This window comes from Micromonospora sp. NPDC049836 (assembly GCF_044465125.1).
Taxonomy (GTDB): domain Bacteria; phylum Actinomycetota; class Actinomycetes; order Mycobacteriales; family Micromonosporaceae; genus Micromonospora.
Genome location: NZ_JBITLH010000010.1, coordinates 49665 through 67303 on the forward strand (window position 1 = coordinate 49665; position 17639 = coordinate 67303).

Genomic DNA, 17639 nt, shown 5'->3' on the forward strand with positions numbered 1-17639 from the left:
ACCTTGTTGATCAAGGAGTCTTCGTCGCAAACCTCTTGATCAACAAGGGCGGCAGGGTCAGAGGATGGGGGGTGGGGAGTAGGCGGCGGCCTCGGGATGGCGCTCGACGATCCTCGTGATGCGGGCGGTCACCCGGTCGACCTGGGTGGCGGCCGCGCCGACGAAGGCGTTGCGGTCGGCGACCAGGGAGTCGATCTCGGCGCGGGTCAGGCCGAGGCGGCCGTCCGCGGCGAGCCGGTCGAAGAGGTCGTTCTCGGGAGCGCCCTTCTCCCGCATGGCCAGCGCCACGGCCACCGCGTGCTCCTTGATCACCTCGTGGGCGACCTCCCGGCCGACGCCCCGGCGCACGGCGGCGACCAGGATCTTCGTGGTGGCCAGGAAGGGCAGGAAGCGCTCCAGCTCCCGGTTGATCACCGCCGGGTACGGCCCGAACTCGTCGAGCACGGTGAGGAAGGTCTGGAACAACCCGTCGGCGGCGAAGAAGGCGTCCGGCAGCGCGACCCGGCGGACCACCGAGCAGGAGACGTCCCCCTCGTTCCACTGGTCGCCGGCCAACTCGCCGACCATCGACAGGTAACCGCGGATGATCACCGCGAAGCCGTTCATCCGCTCCGAGGAGCGGGTGTTCATCTTGTGCGGCATGGCGCTGGACCCCACCTGGCCCGGCTTGAAGCCCTCGGTGACCAGCTCCTGGCCGACCATCAGCCGGATCGTGGTGGCCAGCGACGACGGCGCGGCGGCCACCTGGGCCAGCGCCGAGAGCACGTCGAAGTCCAGCGAACGCGGGTAGACCTGGCCGACGCTGTCCAGCACCCGGGCGAAGCCCAGGTGCCCGGCGACCCGGCGCTCCAGCTCGGCCACCTTGTCGGCGTCGCCGTCGAACAGGTCGAGCTGGTCGGCGGCGGTGCCCACCGGCCCCTTGATCCCGCGCAGCGGGTACCGGCCGATCAGGTCCTCCAGCCGCTCGTACGCGATCAACAGCTCCTCGGCCGCGGAGGCGAACCGCTTGCCCAGCGTGGTGGCCTGCGCGGCGACGTTGTGCGACCGGCCGGTCATCACCAGCGCGGAGTATTCGCCCGCGTGCCAGCCCAGCCGGGTCAGGGTGGCGACCACCCGGTCCCGGATCAGCTCCAGCGAGGCGCGGATCTGCAGCTGCTCGACGTTCTCGGTGAGGTCCCGGGAGGTCATCCCCTTGTGCACGTGCTCGTGCCCGGCGAGCGCGCTGAACTCCTCGATCCGGGCCTTCACGTCGTGCCGGGTGACCCGCTCGCGCGCCGCGATGGAGGCCAGGTCGACGTCGTCGACCACCCGCTCGTACGCCTCGACCACGCCGTCCGGCACCGGCACGCCGAGGTCCCGCTGGGCCTTGAGTACGGCGAGCCAGAGCCGCCGCTCCATGCGGACCTTCTCCTCCGGCGACCAGAGGGCGACCAGTTCGGGTGAGGCGTACCGGTTGGCGAGCACGTTCGGGATCGTCGTCACGGCCCTCATTCTCCCGTACGCCCCGGCCGCCGCCGGGCGGGGTCACCACCCCGGCGCGGGGCTGAGCGGCGGATTCCCGCGCCGGCGGGGCAGCGGAAAACCCGGACGATGCGAGATGATCTAGCCCACCTGTCGGCTCGGTCCGACTCCTCATCCTCTCCACCCGAGGACCAGGCATGCGCAGAACATCCCTCGCCGCGCTCACCGCCGCCGCGGTGACTGGTGGCCTACTCCTTCCCACCACCGCCGCCCGGGCCGACGAGCCGACGGTCCGCTACGTCCGGCAGTTCTCCACCGCCTGCTCGGACACCGGTCCCGGCACCCTGGCGCAGCCGTTCTGCTCCATCGCGCCCGCCGCCGCGATCGTCGGCCCCGGCCAGACGGTCGAGGTCGGCCCGGGCACCTACCGGGAGCGCGTCGCCGTCACCCGGTCCGGCACGCCGGACCAGCCGATCGTGTTCCGTAGCGACTCGACGAACTCCAACGCGCTGCTGACCGGCCCGGCGGCTGGCATCACCATCGACGGCCAGCACGACATCATGATCCAGAGATTCCATACCGTCGACGTGAGCGAAGCTCCTGCGGTCGACTTGCGCAACTCCGCCGGTATCACCATCGAGGGTGGGAACTTCGACATGGCCGACGGCTTCGCCGCACCCGCCATCCGCCTCGCCGGGGTTACCCACTCCACCATCGCACGCACTCGTGTCAATGGGCAGAAGCTGGCCACGGGCGTAGCGATGGACGCCGCGACAAACGGGGTCAGCCTCACCGACATGGCGATCGGTAGCGACACTTTGTATTCGAGCGTCGACCACAGTGTGGGTATCCGGGTCGCCGGCGCCGGCAACATGATCCGGAACAGCTTCCTTTACGGCTTCACCGGCTCGGCCATCGCCGTCGAGGCCGGCGCGAGCGACACGCTGGTGGTCAACAACCACATTCGCAGCGGTGCCGGCCATGGGATCCACAACCACAGCGCCACCGGCACTGCGATCACCAACAATACCGTCCTCGACCGGTGTCTCGACGGCATCCGGGTCGACGGAACGTCCGCCGACGTGTCGGTACAGAACAATCAGCTCTTCACAAACGGCCCTTTCGGGCAGCCCGGCTGTGAACCGGGGGTGGCGTCCGGCGTGGAAATCGGGGTTCACGGTGACGCCGTCAGTGACACGGTGATCGACTACAACTACGCCGACCACTCCTCCTCAGGATCCCAGACGATCTACGCCTGGAACGGCGTCCAGATGAGCCTGCCCGCATTCCGCGCCGCGTCCGGTCAGGCCGCCCACGACCTTGAGAGCCAGGACCCGAAAGCTGCCACTGACTCGGCGAACTCGGCAGCCCCTGGCTTCCCGAGCACGGACCTGTACGGCACCGCACGAGCCGACGATCCGGCCGTACCGAATACCGGTGCGGGTCCGATCACGTACGCCGACCGCGGGGCGACCGAAACCATCCGCAGCCCCGTCGTCCGCTTCGAGACCGCCCTGGACCTCGGCGACTCCTCGATTACCGTTGACGCGTCCGCCTCGGAGCCGGGCATGAGCCCCATCGCCTCCTATCGATTCAATTTCGGTGATGGTGTGTACTGGATCACCCAGGACAGCCCGGTTGCGACGCATCGGTACGCCGCGCCGGGTCTCTACATCGTCGCCGTCCAAGTGATCGGCACCGACGGCGGCAAGGGCGCGGGCGAACGGCAGGTGACCATGCTGCATCGAATCGGCACGGTGGGACTGCTCGCGCTCAGCAATCGCCGCTACGTCGCTCCGCTGCTTCCCTCGACAGCGCTTCGGGCGGACCACGCCGCGCTGCAGACGTCGGATCGACTCGACCTGGCCGACGCCGGGAACGGCCAGATTGCCCTGTACTCCCCGGCGGCCAAACGCTACATCGCCAGGGACATCACGGGTCTGCTCGGCACCACCAGCACCGACGTCAGCGTCTTCGAGAGTTTCACCCTGGTCAGAAACACCGACGGTACGGTCAGCCTCAGGACCGTCAACGGCTATGTCAGCACCGGCAGCCAGGGTGCCGCGTTCCTGAGCGTCGCCGCGACAGCCATCGGCACGACGGAGAAGTTCTACCGGGTCAACGTCGCCGACGCGAACCGGTCGCTCCGGGCGCTGTCGAACAAGCTCTACGTCACCGCCGACAGCGCCGGCAGCAAGCCGTTGACCGCCAGCCGTACCAGCGCCGGACTCACCGAACGGTTCGACCTGGTCGATCTCGGCAACGGGCAGGTCGCCCTCTTCGCCGGGTCGAACAACCGCTTCGTCAGCGCGGACGGCGCCGGGGCCAAGCCGCTGATCGCGATCCGCGCCACCGTCGGCTCCTGGGAACGGTTCACCATCGTCCGCAACACCGACGGCACGGTGAGCATCAAGGCCGGGGCGAACAACCGGTACGTCACGGCACTGCGGACCAACCCGCTCATCGCGAGCGGCAGCACGACGGGCACCCAGCAGCGGTTCCAGCTGCGCTGACCGGCGCGCCGCACGACCGACGCCCGTCCGGGATCCGGGCGGGCGTCGGCGCGTCAGTCGGCCGGGTCGGTGGTCCTGGCCGCCCACCCTCGACGGCGGCTACTTCCGGACCGGGCCGCGTCGGTTGCCCGGTCCACCTGGTCGCGCCGCCGGGCAGCGCGTTCCCCTGCCCGGGTCAGCGCTCCAGGATCGCGGTCACGCCCTGCCCACCGGCGGCGCAGATGGAGATCAAACCCCGCCCGCTGCCCTTCTGCTCCAGGAGCTTGGCCAGGGTGGCCACGATCCGCCCGCCGGTGGCCGCGAACGGGTGCCCGGCGGCCAGCGAGGAGCCGTTGACGTTGAGCCTGTCCCGGTCGATCGAGCCGAGCGGCGCGTCCAGGCCGAGCCGCTCCTTGCAGAACTCGGGCGACTCCCAGGCGGCCAGGGTGGCCAGCACCTGCGAGGCGAACGCCTCGTGGATCTCGTAGTAGTCGAAGTCCTGCAACGTCAGCCCGGCCCGGGCCAGCATCCGGGGCACCGCGTACGCGGGGGCCATCAGCAGCCCCTCGTCGCCGTGCACGAAGTCGACGGCGGCGGTCTCGGACCAGGAGAACCAGGCCAGCACGGGCAGGTGGTGCTCCCGCGCCCACTCCTCGGAGGCGAGCAGCACGGTGGACGCGCCGTCGGTGAGCGGGGAGGAGTTGCCGGCGGTCATGGTGGCCCGCTCGGCGTCCGCGCCGCTGGTGCCGAAGACCGGCTTGAGCGAGCCGAGCTTCTCCAGGGTGGTGTCCGGGCGGAGGTTCTGGTCGCGGGTGAGCCCCAGGTAGGGGGTCATCAGGTCGTCGAAGAACCCCTTGTCGTACGCGGCGGCGAGCCGCTGGTGCGAGCGGAGCGCCAGCTCGTCCTGGGCCTGCCGGTCGATGTTCCAGCGCAGCGCCGTCCGCGCGGCGTGCTCGCCCATGGACAGCCCGGTACGCGGCTCGGCGTTGCGCGGGATCTCCGGCTTGAACGGCTGCAGCGGGCGGAGCTTCGCGGCGAGCTTCAGCCGCGCGCCGAGGGTGCGGGCGGAGTTGAGCTGGATGAGCGTCCGCCGCAGGTCCTCGTTGATCGCCAGCGGCGCGTCGGAGGTGGTGTCGACGCCACCGGCGATGCCGACCTCGAGCTGCCCGAGGGCGATCTTGTTGGCGACCAGGATGGCCGCCTCCAGCCCGGTGCCGCAGGCCTGCTGGATGTCGTACGCGGGGGTGTGCGGGTCGAGCCGGGAGCCGAGCACCACCTCGCGGGTGAGGTTGAAGTCCCGGGAATGCTTGAGCACCGCGCCGGCGACCACCTCGCCGACCCGCTGGCCGGCCAGGCCGAACCGGGCGACGAGGCCGTCCAGCGCCGCGCCGAGCATGTCGGCGTTGGACGCCTGCGCGTAGCGCGAGTTGGACCGGGCGAAGGGGATGCGGTTGCCGCCGATGACCGCGACCCGCCGGACACTCTGCACGATCAGCCTCCTGGTAGCTGTTGCCCGAACCCTACTCGCCAGTAGGCTACGCCTATGACCGACAGGTACGCGAGCTTCGTCCAGACGGGGGCCGGTCGCGCGCTGGTCAAGCGCCTCGGGCTGCCCGACCCGCCCCGACTGCGCCGACACACGCCCGGCGACCCACTCGTTCCCGGGCCGGTCCTGCTCGGCTCCGCCACCGGCGGCCGGCTCGCCGACCCGGTGGGCAAGGTGCTGACCGCCGCCGGGGTCGAGCTGGTCGACCCGGCCGCCGACTCCGACGCCGCCGCCCGCTTCGCCGCCCTGGTGTACGACGCCAGCGGCATCACCGATTCCACCGGGCTCCGCCAGCTCTACGACTTCTTCCACCCGCACGCCCGGGCGCTGGCGCCCAGCGGCCGGGTGATCGTGCTGGGCACCCCGCCGGCCGAGTGCGGCTCCCCCCGCGAGGCCACCGCCCAGCGGGCCTTGGAAGGGCTGACCCGCAGCATCGGCAAGGAGTTCGGCCGGGGCGTCACGGCGCAACTGGTGTACGTGACGAAGGACGCCGACGCCGGCACCCCGGTCAGTCTGGAGTCGACGCTGCGCTTCCTGCTCTCCGGCCGGTCCGCGTACGTCTCGGGTCAGGTGATCCGGGTCGGCGCCGGCACCGCCGTCGCGCCGGCCGACTGGGACCGGCCGCTGGACGGGCAGGTCGTACTGGTCACCGGCGCGGCCCGCGGCATCGGCGCGGCGCTGGCCACGGTGCTCGCCCGGGACGGCGCCCAGGTGGTGGTGCTGGACATCCCGGCGGCCGGGGACGAACTGGCCGCGGTCGCCAACGAGATCGGCGGCAGCGCGCTGCAACTCGACCTGACCGCGCCGGACGCGCCGAGCCGGCTGGCCGAGCACCTGGCGTCCCGGCACGGCCGGGTCGACGTGGTGGTGCACAACGCGGGCATCACCCGGGACAAGACACTGGGCCGGATGGACGCCGACCGGTGGGATTCGGTGATCGACGTGAACCTGTCCAGCCAGGAGCGGATCAACGACGTGCTGCTGGAACGCGGCCTGATCCCGGCCGGGGGCCGGATCGTCTCGGTCTCCTCGATCGCCGGCATCGCCGGCAACCGGGGCCAGACCAACTACGCGACCAGCAAGGCCGGCGTGATCGGGCTGGTCGACTCGCTCTCCCCGGTGCTGCGGGAGCGGGGCATCAGCCTCAACGCGGTGGCGCCCGGTTTCATCGAGACCCGGCTGACCGCGCGGATCCCGCTGATGATCCGGGAGGCGGGCCGGCGGATGAACAGCATGGCCCAGGGCGGCCTGCCAGTGGACGTGGCCGAGACGATCGGCTGGCTCTCCTGGCCGGCCACCGGCGCGGTCAGCGGCAACATCGTCCGGGTCTGCGGCCAGAGCCTGCTGGGGGCGTGATGGCGTGGCGTAAGCAGCGACCGTCGGAGGAGCCGGCCGCGGAGCTGTCGGTGCACGAGCTGATCGAGGGCCCCACCCAGGACCTCACCTCCGCCCGCAACGCCCTGCGCGCGGGCGCCGATCCGCACCCCGCACAGCTGGACGCGGGCGCCGATCCGCGCCCGGCGCGGCTGGGCGCGGCGGAGCCGCCCGCGCTCTCGGCCGAGGCGACCCAGGACCTCTCCGCGCTGGCGGGCGACCTGACCCACGACCTGTCCGCCGCGAGCCGGTCGGCGGCCACGCTGACCGCCGCCGCGCCCGGCGGGCCGGACGGGCGGGTCCGGATCGAGCTGGGGCGGATGCCGGCGCCCGGCGCGCTCTACCGGCGGGCCCTGCTCGGGGTGCTGCCCGGGATGGGACGCCGGCGCGGGCAGGACGTACCCGAGGTGGAGCTGGCGGTCGGCGGGGTCACCGTCGACCCCGGGCACCTCGCCGACTACGACCGGGTGTGCGGGTTCCGGCTGGCCGACCGGCTGCCGGCCACCTACCTGCACGTGCTGGGTTTCCCGCTGGCGTTGCGACTGATGACGGTGCCGGAGTTCCCCATCCCGCTGACCGGGGTGGTGCACGTGGCCAACCGGATCACCGTGCACCGGCCGGTCGACGCCGGCGAGACCGTGGACTTCCGCACGTACGCCGAGAACCTGCGCCCGCACGAGCGGGGCCGGCAGCTCGACGTGGTGCTGGTCGGTTCGGTCGCCGGTGAGGAGGTCTGGCGGGGCGTCTCGACGTACCTCGGGAAGGGACGCTCGGCGGGCGGCGGCCCGCGGCGCGACCGGGGTGACCGCCCGGCAGCGCCGGCCGCGTCCGCCCAGTGGCGGGTGACGCCGCGGGTGGGCACCGACTACGCCCGGGTCTCCGGCGACCACAACCCGATCCACACCTCACGGCTCGGGGCGCGGCTGTTCGGCTTCCCGGGCCCGATCGCGCACGGGATGTGGAGCAAGGCCCGGTGCCTGGCGGCGCTGGAGGGCCGGCTGCCGGAGGCGTACACGGTGGACGTGGCGTTCAAGCTGCCGGTGCCGCTGCCGTCCACGGTTGCCTTCAGCGCCGGCGCCACCGGCACGGACTGGGACTTCGCGCTGCACAGCGCCCGGGACGGCCGGCCGCACCTGGTGGGCACCATCCGCTGAGCCGGGGCCCCGGCGGGCCCCGGTTTACCCCCTTTTGCACCGGAAGAGGCACCACCTGACCGCGCACCCCCGGAGCATGGGGGGATGGGGGACGCGCTCGACCTGCTGCACCAGACGGTGACCTCGCCGTGGGTGTACCTGCTGATCATCGCGGTCACCGCGGTCGACGCGTTCTTCCCGGCGGTACCGGGCGAGACCGTGGCCATCACCGCCGGGGTCTTCGCGGCCAACGGCGAACCGCACCTGGTCGGGGTGATCCTGGCCGCCAGCTTCGGCGCACTCGTCGGCGACCACATCTCGTACGCCATCGGGCGCGGCGGCGGCGCGCACCGGCTGGCCCGGCTGCCCGCCGACAGCCGACGCCGGGCCAGCTCCGAGTGGGCCCGCCGGGCCGTCGACCGGCGCGGCGGGGCGATCCTCACCACCGCCCGGTACGTCCCGGGCGGCCGCACCGCCGTCACCCTCACCATGGGCGCGGTCCGCTACCCGATCCGCTCCTTCCTGATGTACGACGCGCTGGCCTGCGCCGTCTGGGGGACCTACTGCGGGCTGCTCGGCTGGTTCGGCGGCCTCGCCTTCGCCCACCACCCGATTCAGGGCCTGCTCGTCGGCGTCGGCCTCTCGGTGCTGGTCGCCGGCCTGCTGGAAGCGGCCCGGTGGGCCCACCGACGGGCCCGAGCCCGCGCCGCCATCCGCCGCTGACCCACCCGCCCCACCCGACCGCTCGGCCGATCGGTCCGGCCACGGAATGCGGCAAACGGTGGTCTCCGCACGGCCCGAGGGCCCACCTTGCCGCAATCCGTGGCGCGGGCGGGGCGGACCGCCCGCCCACCGCCGCCCAGCCCTGACCAGCCCGACTAACCGGCCGGCCCGGGCGGGCAGGGCGGGGTGGACAGGCGAGGCAGGGCGGGGTGGGGCGGGCAAGGCGGGGTGGGGCGGGCCGGGTGGGAGGCCGGGGCGGTCAGTCGGCGGGCGGGTGCCAGGTGGTGCCACGGAGCAGTTGGTCGGCGCCGAGCCAGGCCACGTTCATCATCCGGGTGGCGGTCTTCTCCGGGTCCGCCTCGGGGTGGTCGGCGAGCCAGTCGGCCAGCGACTCGGTCGCGCCGACCAGGGCGTACGCGACGACCTCGAGATCGGTGGGGCGGACCTCGCGGCCCTTGGCGCGCAGCGCGTGGTCCAGCATGCCGGCGACCACGTCGACCAGCCGGTCGCGCATGGTGGCCAACTCGGCGGCGAACGGTTGGGAAGCGCGGGCCTGCCGGTAGAGCACCGCCCAGCCGTCCCGGTGTGCGCCGACGAAGCCGAAGAAGGCGCGCAGCCCGCGCCAGAGCCGTTCGTCGGCGGGCAGGTCGGGGGCGGCCGCCCCGGCGATGGCCTCCATCATCCGGGTGCCCTCGCGGTGCAGGCAGGCGACGAAGAGCTCGTCCTTCGTCCCGAGGTACGCGTAGACCATCGGCTTGGAGATGCCGGCGTCGTCGGCGATCTCGTCCATGCTGGCCGCGTGGAAGCCGCGGCGGGAGAAGACCTTGACCGCCGCGTCGAGCATCTGCTGCTCGCGTACCGCCCGGGGCAGGCGCTTGAAGGTGGGCGTGCTGGACACCTTGCGAGCATACCTACTCGTGCGTAAGGTTACGCCAGAGTAACCAAGTCGAGAGGTGCATCCCCCATGACTGACTTCGACCCGGCCAACTTCGCGAACGTCGGCCCGAAGGAGTTCGCGCAGCTGGTCAAGTCCACTCCGGACGACAAGATCGCCGAGATGATGTCGGGCGAGCTGCGCGGCAAGGTGCTGAGCGAGGTCTTCAACCGGATGCCGTCGCTGTTCCGCGCCGACCGCGCCGGCTCGACCAACGCGGTCATCCACTGGAACATCACCGGTCGGCCGGACGGCGGCACCGACACCTACGAGATCGTCATCGACAACGGCACGTGCACCGTCTCGGAGACCCCGACCCGCGACCCCAAGCTCAGCCTCACCATGGGCCCGGTCGAGTTCCTGAAGATCGTCTCTGGCGGCGCGAACCCGGTCATGATGTTCATGACCGGCAAGCTGAAGGCCAAGGGCGACCTGGGTCTGGCGGCCAACATCGCCAACCTGTTCGACATCCCGAAGGCCTGACATGACCGAGTTCTCGCTCGACCTGAACGAGGAACAGCGGGACCTCCGCGACTGGGTGCACGGCTTCGCCGCCGAGGTCGTGCGCCCGGCCGCGGCCGAGTGGGACGCCCGGGAGGAGACCCCCTGGCCGATCATCCAGGAAGCGGCGAAGGTCGGCCTGTACGGCTTCGAGTTCCTCGCCACCTGCTGGGCCGATCCCACCGGCCTCTCGCTCCCGATCGCCAGCGAGGAGCTCTTCTGGGGTGACGCCGGTATCGGGCTCGGCATCTTCGGCACCTCCCTCGCGGTCGCCGCGATCTACGGCGCCGGCACCCCGGAGCAGCTCGTCGAGTGGGTGCCCCAGTGCTTCGGCGACGTCGACCAGCCGGCGGTCGCCGCGTTCTGCACCACCGAGCCGGAGGCCGGCTCCGACGTCGGGTCGATGCGTACCCGCGCGGTCTACGACGAGGCCACCGACGAGTGGGTGCTCAACGGGCAGAAGGCGTACGCCACCAACGGCGGCATCGCCGGGGTGCACGTGGTCACCGCCTCGATCGAGCCCGACCTGGGCTCACGCGGGCAGGCGGCGTTCGTGGTGCCGCCGGGCACGGCCGGCCTCAACGCCACCCGCAAGCTGCGCAAGCTCGGGCTGCGCGCGTCGCACACCGCCGACGTCTTCCTCGACGACGTCCGGGTGCCCGGGCGCTGCCTGCTCGGCGGCAAGGAGGCGCTGGACGAGCGGCTGGCCCGGGCCCGCTCCGGGCAGCGCGCGTCCGGCCAGGCGGCGATGCGTACCTTCGAGCTGTCCCGACCGACCGTCGGCGCCCAGGCGCTCGGCGTGGCCCGCGCCGCGTACGAGTACGCCCTGGACTACGCGAAGGACCGGGTCCAGTTCGGACGGCCGATCATCGAGAACCAGGCGGTCGCGTTCGCGCTCGCCGACATGAAGATGGAGATCGACGCCGCCCGGCTGCTGGTCTGGCGGGCCTCCTGGATGGGCCGCAACAACCGGCCGTTCACCGCGGGCGAGGGCTCGATGTCCAAGCTCAAGGCCGGCGAGGTCGCCGTCTCGGTCACCGAGAAGGCGGTTCAGCTCCTCGGCGGAGCCGGCTTCCTGCGCGACCACCCGGTGGAGCGCTGGTACCGGGACGCCAAGATCTACACCATCTTCGAAGGAACCTCCGAGATCCAGCGGCTGGTCATCTCCCGGGCCATCTCCGGGATGCAGATCCGCTGATCGCCGGCGGACCCCGACCCGACCCGCGACGGCATCCGCTGTGCCGAGCGGTACCCGTCGCGGGTCGGGCCGCCGGTCCGCCCGGCCCGGCGTACGCCGTTCCGCGCGTCCGCGGGCTGGACAGATGATCACCTCAGCCGGGCCGCCGGGCCCGGACGGTGCATGATCGGGAGACTCGAACGCGAAGGAGGCTCGGCATGGACCTGCCGTTCATCGTCGCCACGCTGACCCGACGCGGACTGCTCACTCCGGGGCACCCGATCCGGGTCGCCTCCCAGCTCAACGCGCTGCGCCGCTGGGGCTGGAGCCTCGCCGGTGAGCTGCGCCAGGCCGCTGCCCGCGATCCCGGGCGGACCGCGGTCGTCGACGAGAACGGCGGCAGCCTGACCTACCAGGAACTGCTGGACCGCTCGGAACGGCTGGCCCGGTCGATGCGCGCGGTGCTCGGCGTACGCAGCGGCGACCGGATCGGCGTGCTGTGCCGCAACCACCACGGGCTGATCGAGGCGATCGTCGGAGCCATGCTGCTCGGCGCGGACGCCGTACTGGTCAACACCGGGCTCTCCGCCGGCCAGCTCAGCACCGTGGCCGAGGAGCAGAAGCTGCGGGTGCTGGTGCACGACGCGGAGTTCGCGGAGCGGCTCCTCGCCCTCCCCGCCGAGGTGCACCGGGTCGACGAGCGCGGCCAGGAGGAGCTGATCGCCGCCGCCCTGCCCGGGGACCAGCTCCAGCCGCCGGAGCGGGACGGCCGGACCATCGTGCTCACCTCGGGCACCACCGGCGCGCCGAAGGGCGCCCGGCGCCCGACCCCGCACGGGTTCGGCCCGCTGGTCTCCATCATCGACCGGATCCCGCTGCACGCCCGGGAGACCGTGCTGATCGCCGCGCCGATCTTCCACACCTGGGGGTACGCCGCCCTCCAGGTGGCGTTCGCGCTGCGCGCCACCGTCGTGCTGCACCGCCGCTTCGACCCGGCCGCCACGCTGGCCGCGCTGACCGCCCAGTCCTGCGACGCGCTCTTCGCCGTACCGGTGATGCTGCAGCGGTTGATGGAGGTGCCGCCGCCGGCGGCCCGACCACCGCTGAAGGTGGTCGCGGTCAGCGGCTCGGCCCTCCCCGGCGGGCTGGCCACCGCCTTCATGGACCGCTTCGGCGACGTCCTCTACAACCTCTACGGCTCCACCGAGGTCTCCTGGGCCTCCATCGCCGGCCCGGCCGAGCTGCGCGCGGCGCCCACCACGGCCGGCCGGCCGCCGCACGGCACCCGGCTGGAGGTCCTCGACGACGCCGGCCGGCCGGTGCCGGGCGGGCAGGTCGGGCGGATCTTCGTGGGCAACGAGATGCTCTTCGAGGGGTACACCTCCGGGGCCAGCCGGGAGAGCCACGACGGCCTGCTCGACACCGGTGACCTGGGCCGGGTCAACGCCGACGGGCTGCTCTTCGTCGACGGCCGGGCCGACGACATGATCGTCTCCGGTGGGGAGAACGTCTTCCCGTCCGAGGTGGAGGATCTGATCGCCCGGCTGCCGCAGGTGCGCGAGGTCGCGGTGATCGGCGTACCGGATCCCGAATACGGTCAGCGACTGGCCGCCTTCCTGGCCCTGCACCCGGACGAGCAGCTCGACCCGGCCGCGGTCCGCGAGTACGTGCGGCACTACCTGGCCCGCTTCTCCGTACCGCGGGACGTGGTCTTCGTGAAGTACCTGCCGCGCAACGCCACCGGCAAGGTGGTCGCGCGGGAGCTGCGCCGCTACTACGAGTAATCAACCGGCCGTTCGGTGCGCGTAAGCAGCCGCGCGAGGGACAGATTCGGCGTACGGAGCGTGATAGCCTCTCTCCGCTTTCGTCCCGGGCCGGCAGGTCCTCTCCATGCCCCCAGGAGCCACTAGATGGTCCGAATGCGTCGGCGCTGGGCGCTCGCTCTGCTGGCTGGTGGGGCGTCCGCCGCGGCTATCAACGCGGAGTACTTCTCCCGCCGGACGCCCGCGCCGCGGCCCTCCGACGTGTCGGTGCGGCAGCCGCCGCCCACCCTCGCCGAGGAGAACCTCCTGCCCGGCGAGCCCTGGTGGCCGAAGGAGGGCCTGCCGACCACCGACGACGACCACCGGCAGATCCAGGGGTACGTCAACAAGACCAGCATCCTGCCCGGTGACTCTCTCGACTTCCACGTCGCGGTGAACCCGGCCGGCCGGTTCCGGATCACCATCCACCGACTGGGCTGGTACGGCGGTGCCGGCGCCCGCACCGTGTACACGAGTCCGGAACTCGAAGGGGTCCCCCAGGAGGTGCCGGCGGCCGACGCCGCGGACGGCATGATCGCCTGTCGCTGGCCCCGCTCCTGGGGGCTGGACGTGCCCAGCGACTGGCCCTCGGGGGTCTACCAGGCGGTGTTCACCTCGGCCGCCGGCTGGCGGGCCTGCACCCCGTTCATCGTCCGGGACGACCAGCGCCGCTCCGACCTCTGCGTGGTCCTGCCGGTCACCACCTGGCAGGCGTACAACCAGTGGCCGAAGGACCGCCGGCAGGGCAAGAGCCTCTACAACGGCTACTCCGCCGACGGCCGCACCGACCCGGAGTTGCGGGCGGCCCGGGTCTCCTTCGACCGGCCGTACGCCAACGAGGGCATCCCCTCCCGCTTCCTCGAGGACCAGCACGCCATCCAGTTCCTGGAGCGGTCCGGCTACGACATCTCCTACGCCACCAGTTTCGACCTGCACTCGGGGCGGATCGATCCCACCCGGCACCGGGGCATCGTGTTCTGCGGGCACGACGAGTACTGGTCCACCGAGATGCGCGGGGCCGCCGAGCGGGCGGTGGCCGGTGGGACCAGCGTCGCCTACTTCGGCGCGAACAGCATCTACTGGCGCATCCTCGTCGACGCCGCGGACGACGGCCGGCCGGAGCGGACGATCACCTGCACCAAGGTCGCGCCCACCGACCTGAGCGCGGTCACCGACGAGACCACCTGCCGCTGGCGTGACCGGGGTGAACCCGAGCAGGCGTTCCTGGGCGTGCAGTACAACGGCGTCGTGGACGGCCGCAAGTCACTGGTCGTACGCGCCGCCGACCACTGGTTCTGGGCCGGCACCGGGGTGGCGGAGGGCGACCGGATCCCCAGCCTCGTCGGCGGCGAGGCCGACGGCCGCTCCCGGGGCCTCAAGCCGCTCCGCGACGTGCGTGCCACGATCCTCAGCGCCTCGCCCTACCGGACGAGTCAGGGCCGGCCGCAGATCCAGAGCAGCCACATCTACGAGACCGCCAACGGGGCGATCGTCTTCGCCGCCGGCACGCTGCGCTGGACGACGGCGCTGAACAGCCCCACCTGGCGCAACGAGCGCATCGAACGGGCCACCCGCAACCTGCTGGACCGGATCGTGGAGCCCACCGTCCCGCCGGCCCAGCCGACCACCCCGGCCACGCCGGCCAGCTCGCCGGCCACCCCGACCGTCGGGACGGTCTAGCGCCCCTGCCCCGGAGCGGACGGTTCCGTCCGTCGCCGAGGGTCAGGCCGGCAGGCTGTCGCCGGCCCGGTCAGGCCGGCCCGCTGATCCGTCCGTCGGCGGCCCGGTCAGGCCGGCAGGCTGATCCGTCCGTCGGCGGCCGCGGCGGCGATGTCGGTCCGGTGCTGGGCGCCGGCCAGCTCGATTCCCGACACCAGGGCGTACGCGGCCTGCCGTGCCGCCGCCAGGTCCGGGCCGGTGGCGGTGGCGCAGAGCACCCGGCCGCCGGCCGACCGCAGCGTGCCGTCGCCGTCCCGGCGGGTGCCGGCGTGGATCACGCCGGGCTGCTCGGCCCCGGTGATCACGTCACCGGTGCGCGGGGCCGCCGGATAGCCCTCGGCCGCCACCACGACCGTGACCGCCGAACCGTCGCGCCAGCGCAGCGGCGGGTGCGCCGCCAGCGTGCCGGTGGCGGCGGCGTGCAGCAGCCCGGCCAGCGGGGTGTCCAGCAGCGCGAGGACCACCTGGGTCTCCGGGTCGCCGAAGCGGGCGTTGAACTCGATCACGCGAGGGCCGGCGGCGGTGATCGCCAGGCCGACGTAGAGCAGACCCGAGAACGGGGTGCCGCGCCGGCGCATCTCGGCCAGCGTCGGGTGCACGACGTCGCGCATCACCTCGTCGACCAGCCCGGGCGGCGCCCACGGCAGCGGCGCGTACGCCCCCATGCCGCCGGTGTTCGGGCCGGTGTCGCCGTCGCCGGCCCGCTTGAAGTCCTGCGCGGGCAGCAGCGGCAGCGCCGCCTCGCCGTCGGTGACCACGAAGAGGGACACCTCGGGTCCGGCCAGGTACTCCTCGATGACGACCCGGCCGCACTCCGCCGCGTGCGCCTCGGCTACCGCCGGGTCGTCGGTGACCACCACGCCCTTGCCGGCGGCCAGCCCGTCGTTCTTCACCACGTAGGGCGCGCCGAACTCGGCCAGCGCGCGCCGGACGCTCTCCGTGTCGTCGCAGGTGTACGCCCGGGCGGTGGGCACGCCGGCGGCCGTCATCACGTCCTTGGCGAACGCCTTCGAGCCCTCCAGCCGGGCGGCCTGCGCGGACGGGCCGAACACCGCGATGCCCTTGGCGCGTACCGCGTCGGCGACTCCCGCCACCAGCGGCGCCTCCGGCCCGATCACCACCAGGTCGGCGCCGGTCTCCACGGCGAGCGCCGCCACCGAGGCCGGGTCGGTCGCGTCCACCTCCCGCAGTTCCGCCACCGCCGCGACCCCCGGATTGCCCGGTGCCGCGACCAGTGCCTGCACCGCCGGATCGCCGGCCAGCCCGAGGGCGAGCGCGTGCTCCCGCCCACCACTACCCACAAGAAGAACCCGCACGACCCCGCATCCTACTGGCCACCCGACCCGGCGCAGTTGATCAAGGAGTTCGCGTCTCATCCTGGGTGGTTCAGGACGCGAACTCCCTGGTCACCGCGACGAGGGTGGGGAGGCGGGGGCAGGGGGTCAGGGGAGGAGGGGGTGGCGGATGACGTTCTCCTCGCGGCCGGGGCCCACGCCGACGACGCTCACGCGGGTGCCGGTGAGTTCCTCGATGCGGGCGATGTAGCGGCGGGCGTTCTCCGGCAACTCGTCCTCGGTGCGGGCCTTGGTGATGTCCTCCCACCAGCCGTCGAGCTCTTCGTAGATCGGCGTGGCGTGGTGGATCTCGGTCTGCGTCATCGGCATGTCGTCGTACCGCTCACCGTTGATCTCGTACCCGACGCAGATCGGCACCTTGGCCATGCCGGTGAGCACGTCCAGCTTGGTGACCACCAGGTCGGTGACGCCGTTGAGGCGGCAGGCGTACCGGGCGACCACCGCGTCGAACCAGCCGCAGCGGCGCTCCCGGCCGGTGGTGGTGCCGTACTCGTGGCCGATCTTGCGCAGGTGCTGGCCGTTGTCGTCGAACAGCTCGGTGGGGAACGGGCCGCTGCCCACCCGGGTCGTGTACGCCTTGCTCACCGCGATGACCTTGGTGATCGCGGTCGGTGGGATGCCCGCGCCGACGCACGCGCCGCCGGCCGTCGGGTTCGACGACGTGACGAACGGATAGGTGCCGTGGTCCATGTCGAGCATGGTGGCCTGGGCGCCCTCCAGCAGCACCGTCTCGCCGCGGTCCAGGGCGTCCCAGAGCATCACCCGGGTCTCGGCGATGTACGGCCGGAGCCGCTCGGCGTAGCCCAGGTACTCCTCGATCGTCGCGTCCAGGTCGATCGCCTTGCGGTTGTAGACCTTGAACAGGAGCTGGTTCTTCTCGCGGAGCGCCAGCTCCAGCTTCTTCCGCAGGATGCCGGGGTCCAGCAGGTCCTGGAGCCGGATGCCCATCCGGGCGACCTTGTCGCCGTACGCGGGGCCGATGCCCCGGCCGGTGGTGCCGATCCGGGAGCTGCCCAGGTAGCGCTCGACCACCCGGTCCAGCGCCCGGTGGTGCGGCATGATCAGGTGCGCGTCGCCGGAGATGCGCAGCCGGGACACGTCCACCCCGCGCTCGGCGAGGCCGTCGATCTCCTGTAGCAGCACCTTCGGGTCGACCACCACGCCGTTGCCGATGACGATCATCGCGCTCGGCGACAGCGCGCCGGACGGCATCAGGTGCAGCGCGTACTTCTGGCCGTCCGGCGTGATCACCGTGTGGCCGGCGTTGTTGCCGCCGGAGTAGCGCACGACGTAGTCGACCCGCTCACCCAGCAGGTCGGTAACCTTGCCCTTGCCCTCGTCGCCCCACTGGGCGCCGAGGAGCACGATCGCTGGCATCTTCTCCGCCTCCAGAAGGCTCGGGTGCCAGGTGGCGACCGGTCA

Annotated in this window: 13 protein-coding genes; 8 read left to right on the forward strand and 5 right to left on the reverse strand. The window is 72.5% G+C overall.

The window, feature by feature from the left end; genetic code table 11:
• Nucleotides 1-57 precede the first annotated feature (57 nt).
• Nucleotides 58-1491 (reverse strand): adenylosuccinate lyase, encoded by a 1434-nt coding sequence (gene purB, locus ACIBPB_RS24705; RefSeq protein ID WP_396841855.1) that lies wholly within the window; start codon nt 1489-1491, stop codon nt 58-60.
• A gap of 167 nt (nt 1492-1658) precedes the next feature.
• Between purB and ACIBPB_RS24710 the strand changes: the two genes are divergently transcribed.
• Entirely contained in the window at nt 1659-3974 is a 2316-nt protein-coding gene (locus ACIBPB_RS24710; protein ID WP_396841856.1) for a PKD domain-containing protein, read from the forward strand.
• Nucleotides 3975-4149: 175 nt separating this feature from the next.
• Here ACIBPB_RS24710 and ACIBPB_RS24715 read toward each other — a convergent pair whose 3' ends face one another.
• Nucleotides 4150-5442 (reverse strand): acetyl-CoA C-acetyltransferase, encoded by a 1293-nt coding sequence (locus ACIBPB_RS24715; protein ID WP_396841857.1) that lies wholly within the window; start codon nt 5440-5442, stop codon nt 4150-4152.
• A gap of 54 nt (nt 5443-5496) precedes the next feature.
• Between ACIBPB_RS24715 and ACIBPB_RS24720 the strand changes: the two genes are divergently transcribed.
• The 3 genes from ACIBPB_RS24720 to ACIBPB_RS24730 all read left to right on the forward strand — a co-directional run bounded on the left by ACIBPB_RS24720 (nt 5497) and on the right by ACIBPB_RS24730 (nt 8729).
• Entirely contained in the window at nt 5497-6855 is a 1359-nt protein-coding gene (locus ACIBPB_RS24720; protein WP_396841858.1) for a 3-oxoacyl-ACP reductase, read from the forward strand.
• Between the two features lie 338 nt (nt 6856-7193).
• Nucleotides 7194-8027, forward strand: coding sequence for a MaoC/PaaZ C-terminal domain-containing protein (locus ACIBPB_RS24725; protein ID WP_396842004.1), 834 nt, complete (start codon nt 7194-7196; stop codon nt 8025-8027).
• 84 nt (nt 8028-8111) lie between these two features.
• Entirely contained in the window at nt 8112-8729 is a 618-nt protein-coding gene (locus ACIBPB_RS24730) for a DedA family protein (RefSeq protein WP_396841859.1), read from the forward strand.
• Between the two features lie 259 nt (nt 8730-8988).
• On the opposite strand, the gene ACIBPB_RS24735 is transcribed toward ACIBPB_RS24730, so the two are convergent.
• Entirely contained in the window at nt 8989-9627 is a 639-nt protein-coding gene (locus ACIBPB_RS24735; protein ID WP_396841860.1) for a TetR/AcrR family transcriptional regulator, read from the reverse strand.
• Nucleotides 9628-9693: 66 nt separating this feature from the next.
• On the opposite strand from ACIBPB_RS24735, the gene ACIBPB_RS24740 reads away from it, so the two are divergent.
• The 4 genes from ACIBPB_RS24740 to ACIBPB_RS24755 all read left to right on the forward strand — a co-directional run bounded on the left by ACIBPB_RS24740 (nt 9694) and on the right by ACIBPB_RS24755 (nt 14823).
• Nucleotides 9694-10146: an SCP2 sterol-binding domain-containing protein gene (locus ACIBPB_RS24740; protein ID WP_396841861.1), complete on the forward strand. Its 453-nt coding sequence runs from the start codon at nt 9694-9696 to the stop codon at nt 10144-10146.
• A gap of 1 nt (nt 10147) precedes the next feature.
• Nucleotides 10148-11362, forward strand: coding sequence for an acyl-CoA dehydrogenase family protein (locus ACIBPB_RS24745; RefSeq protein ID WP_396841862.1), 1215 nt, complete (start codon nt 10148-10150; stop codon nt 11360-11362).
• A gap of 197 nt (nt 11363-11559) precedes the next feature.
• Nucleotides 11560-13125 (forward strand): AMP-binding protein, encoded by a 1566-nt coding sequence (locus ACIBPB_RS24750; RefSeq protein WP_396841863.1) that lies wholly within the window; start codon nt 11560-11562, stop codon nt 13123-13125.
• 126 nt (nt 13126-13251) lie between these two features.
• Nucleotides 13252-14823 carry a N,N-dimethylformamidase beta subunit family domain-containing protein gene (locus ACIBPB_RS24755; RefSeq protein WP_396841864.1) on the forward strand — a complete coding sequence of 524 codons (1572 nt, stop codon included), beginning with the start codon at nt 13252-13254 and terminating at the stop codon, nt 14821-14823.
• Nucleotides 14824-14930: 107 nt separating this feature from the next.
• On the opposite strand, the gene purD is transcribed toward ACIBPB_RS24755, so the two are convergent.
• Nucleotides 14931-16178 carry a phosphoribosylamine--glycine ligase gene (gene purD, locus ACIBPB_RS24760; protein ID WP_396841865.1) on the reverse strand — a complete coding sequence of 416 codons (1248 nt, stop codon included), beginning with the start codon at nt 16176-16178 and terminating at the stop codon, nt 14931-14933.
• Nucleotides 16179-16304: 126 nt separating this feature from the next.
• Nucleotides 16305-17594 carry an adenylosuccinate synthase gene (locus ACIBPB_RS24765; RefSeq protein ID WP_396841866.1) on the reverse strand — a complete coding sequence of 430 codons (1290 nt, stop codon included), beginning with the start codon at nt 17592-17594 and terminating at the stop codon, nt 16305-16307.
• Nucleotides 17595-17639 lie beyond the last annotated feature (45 nt).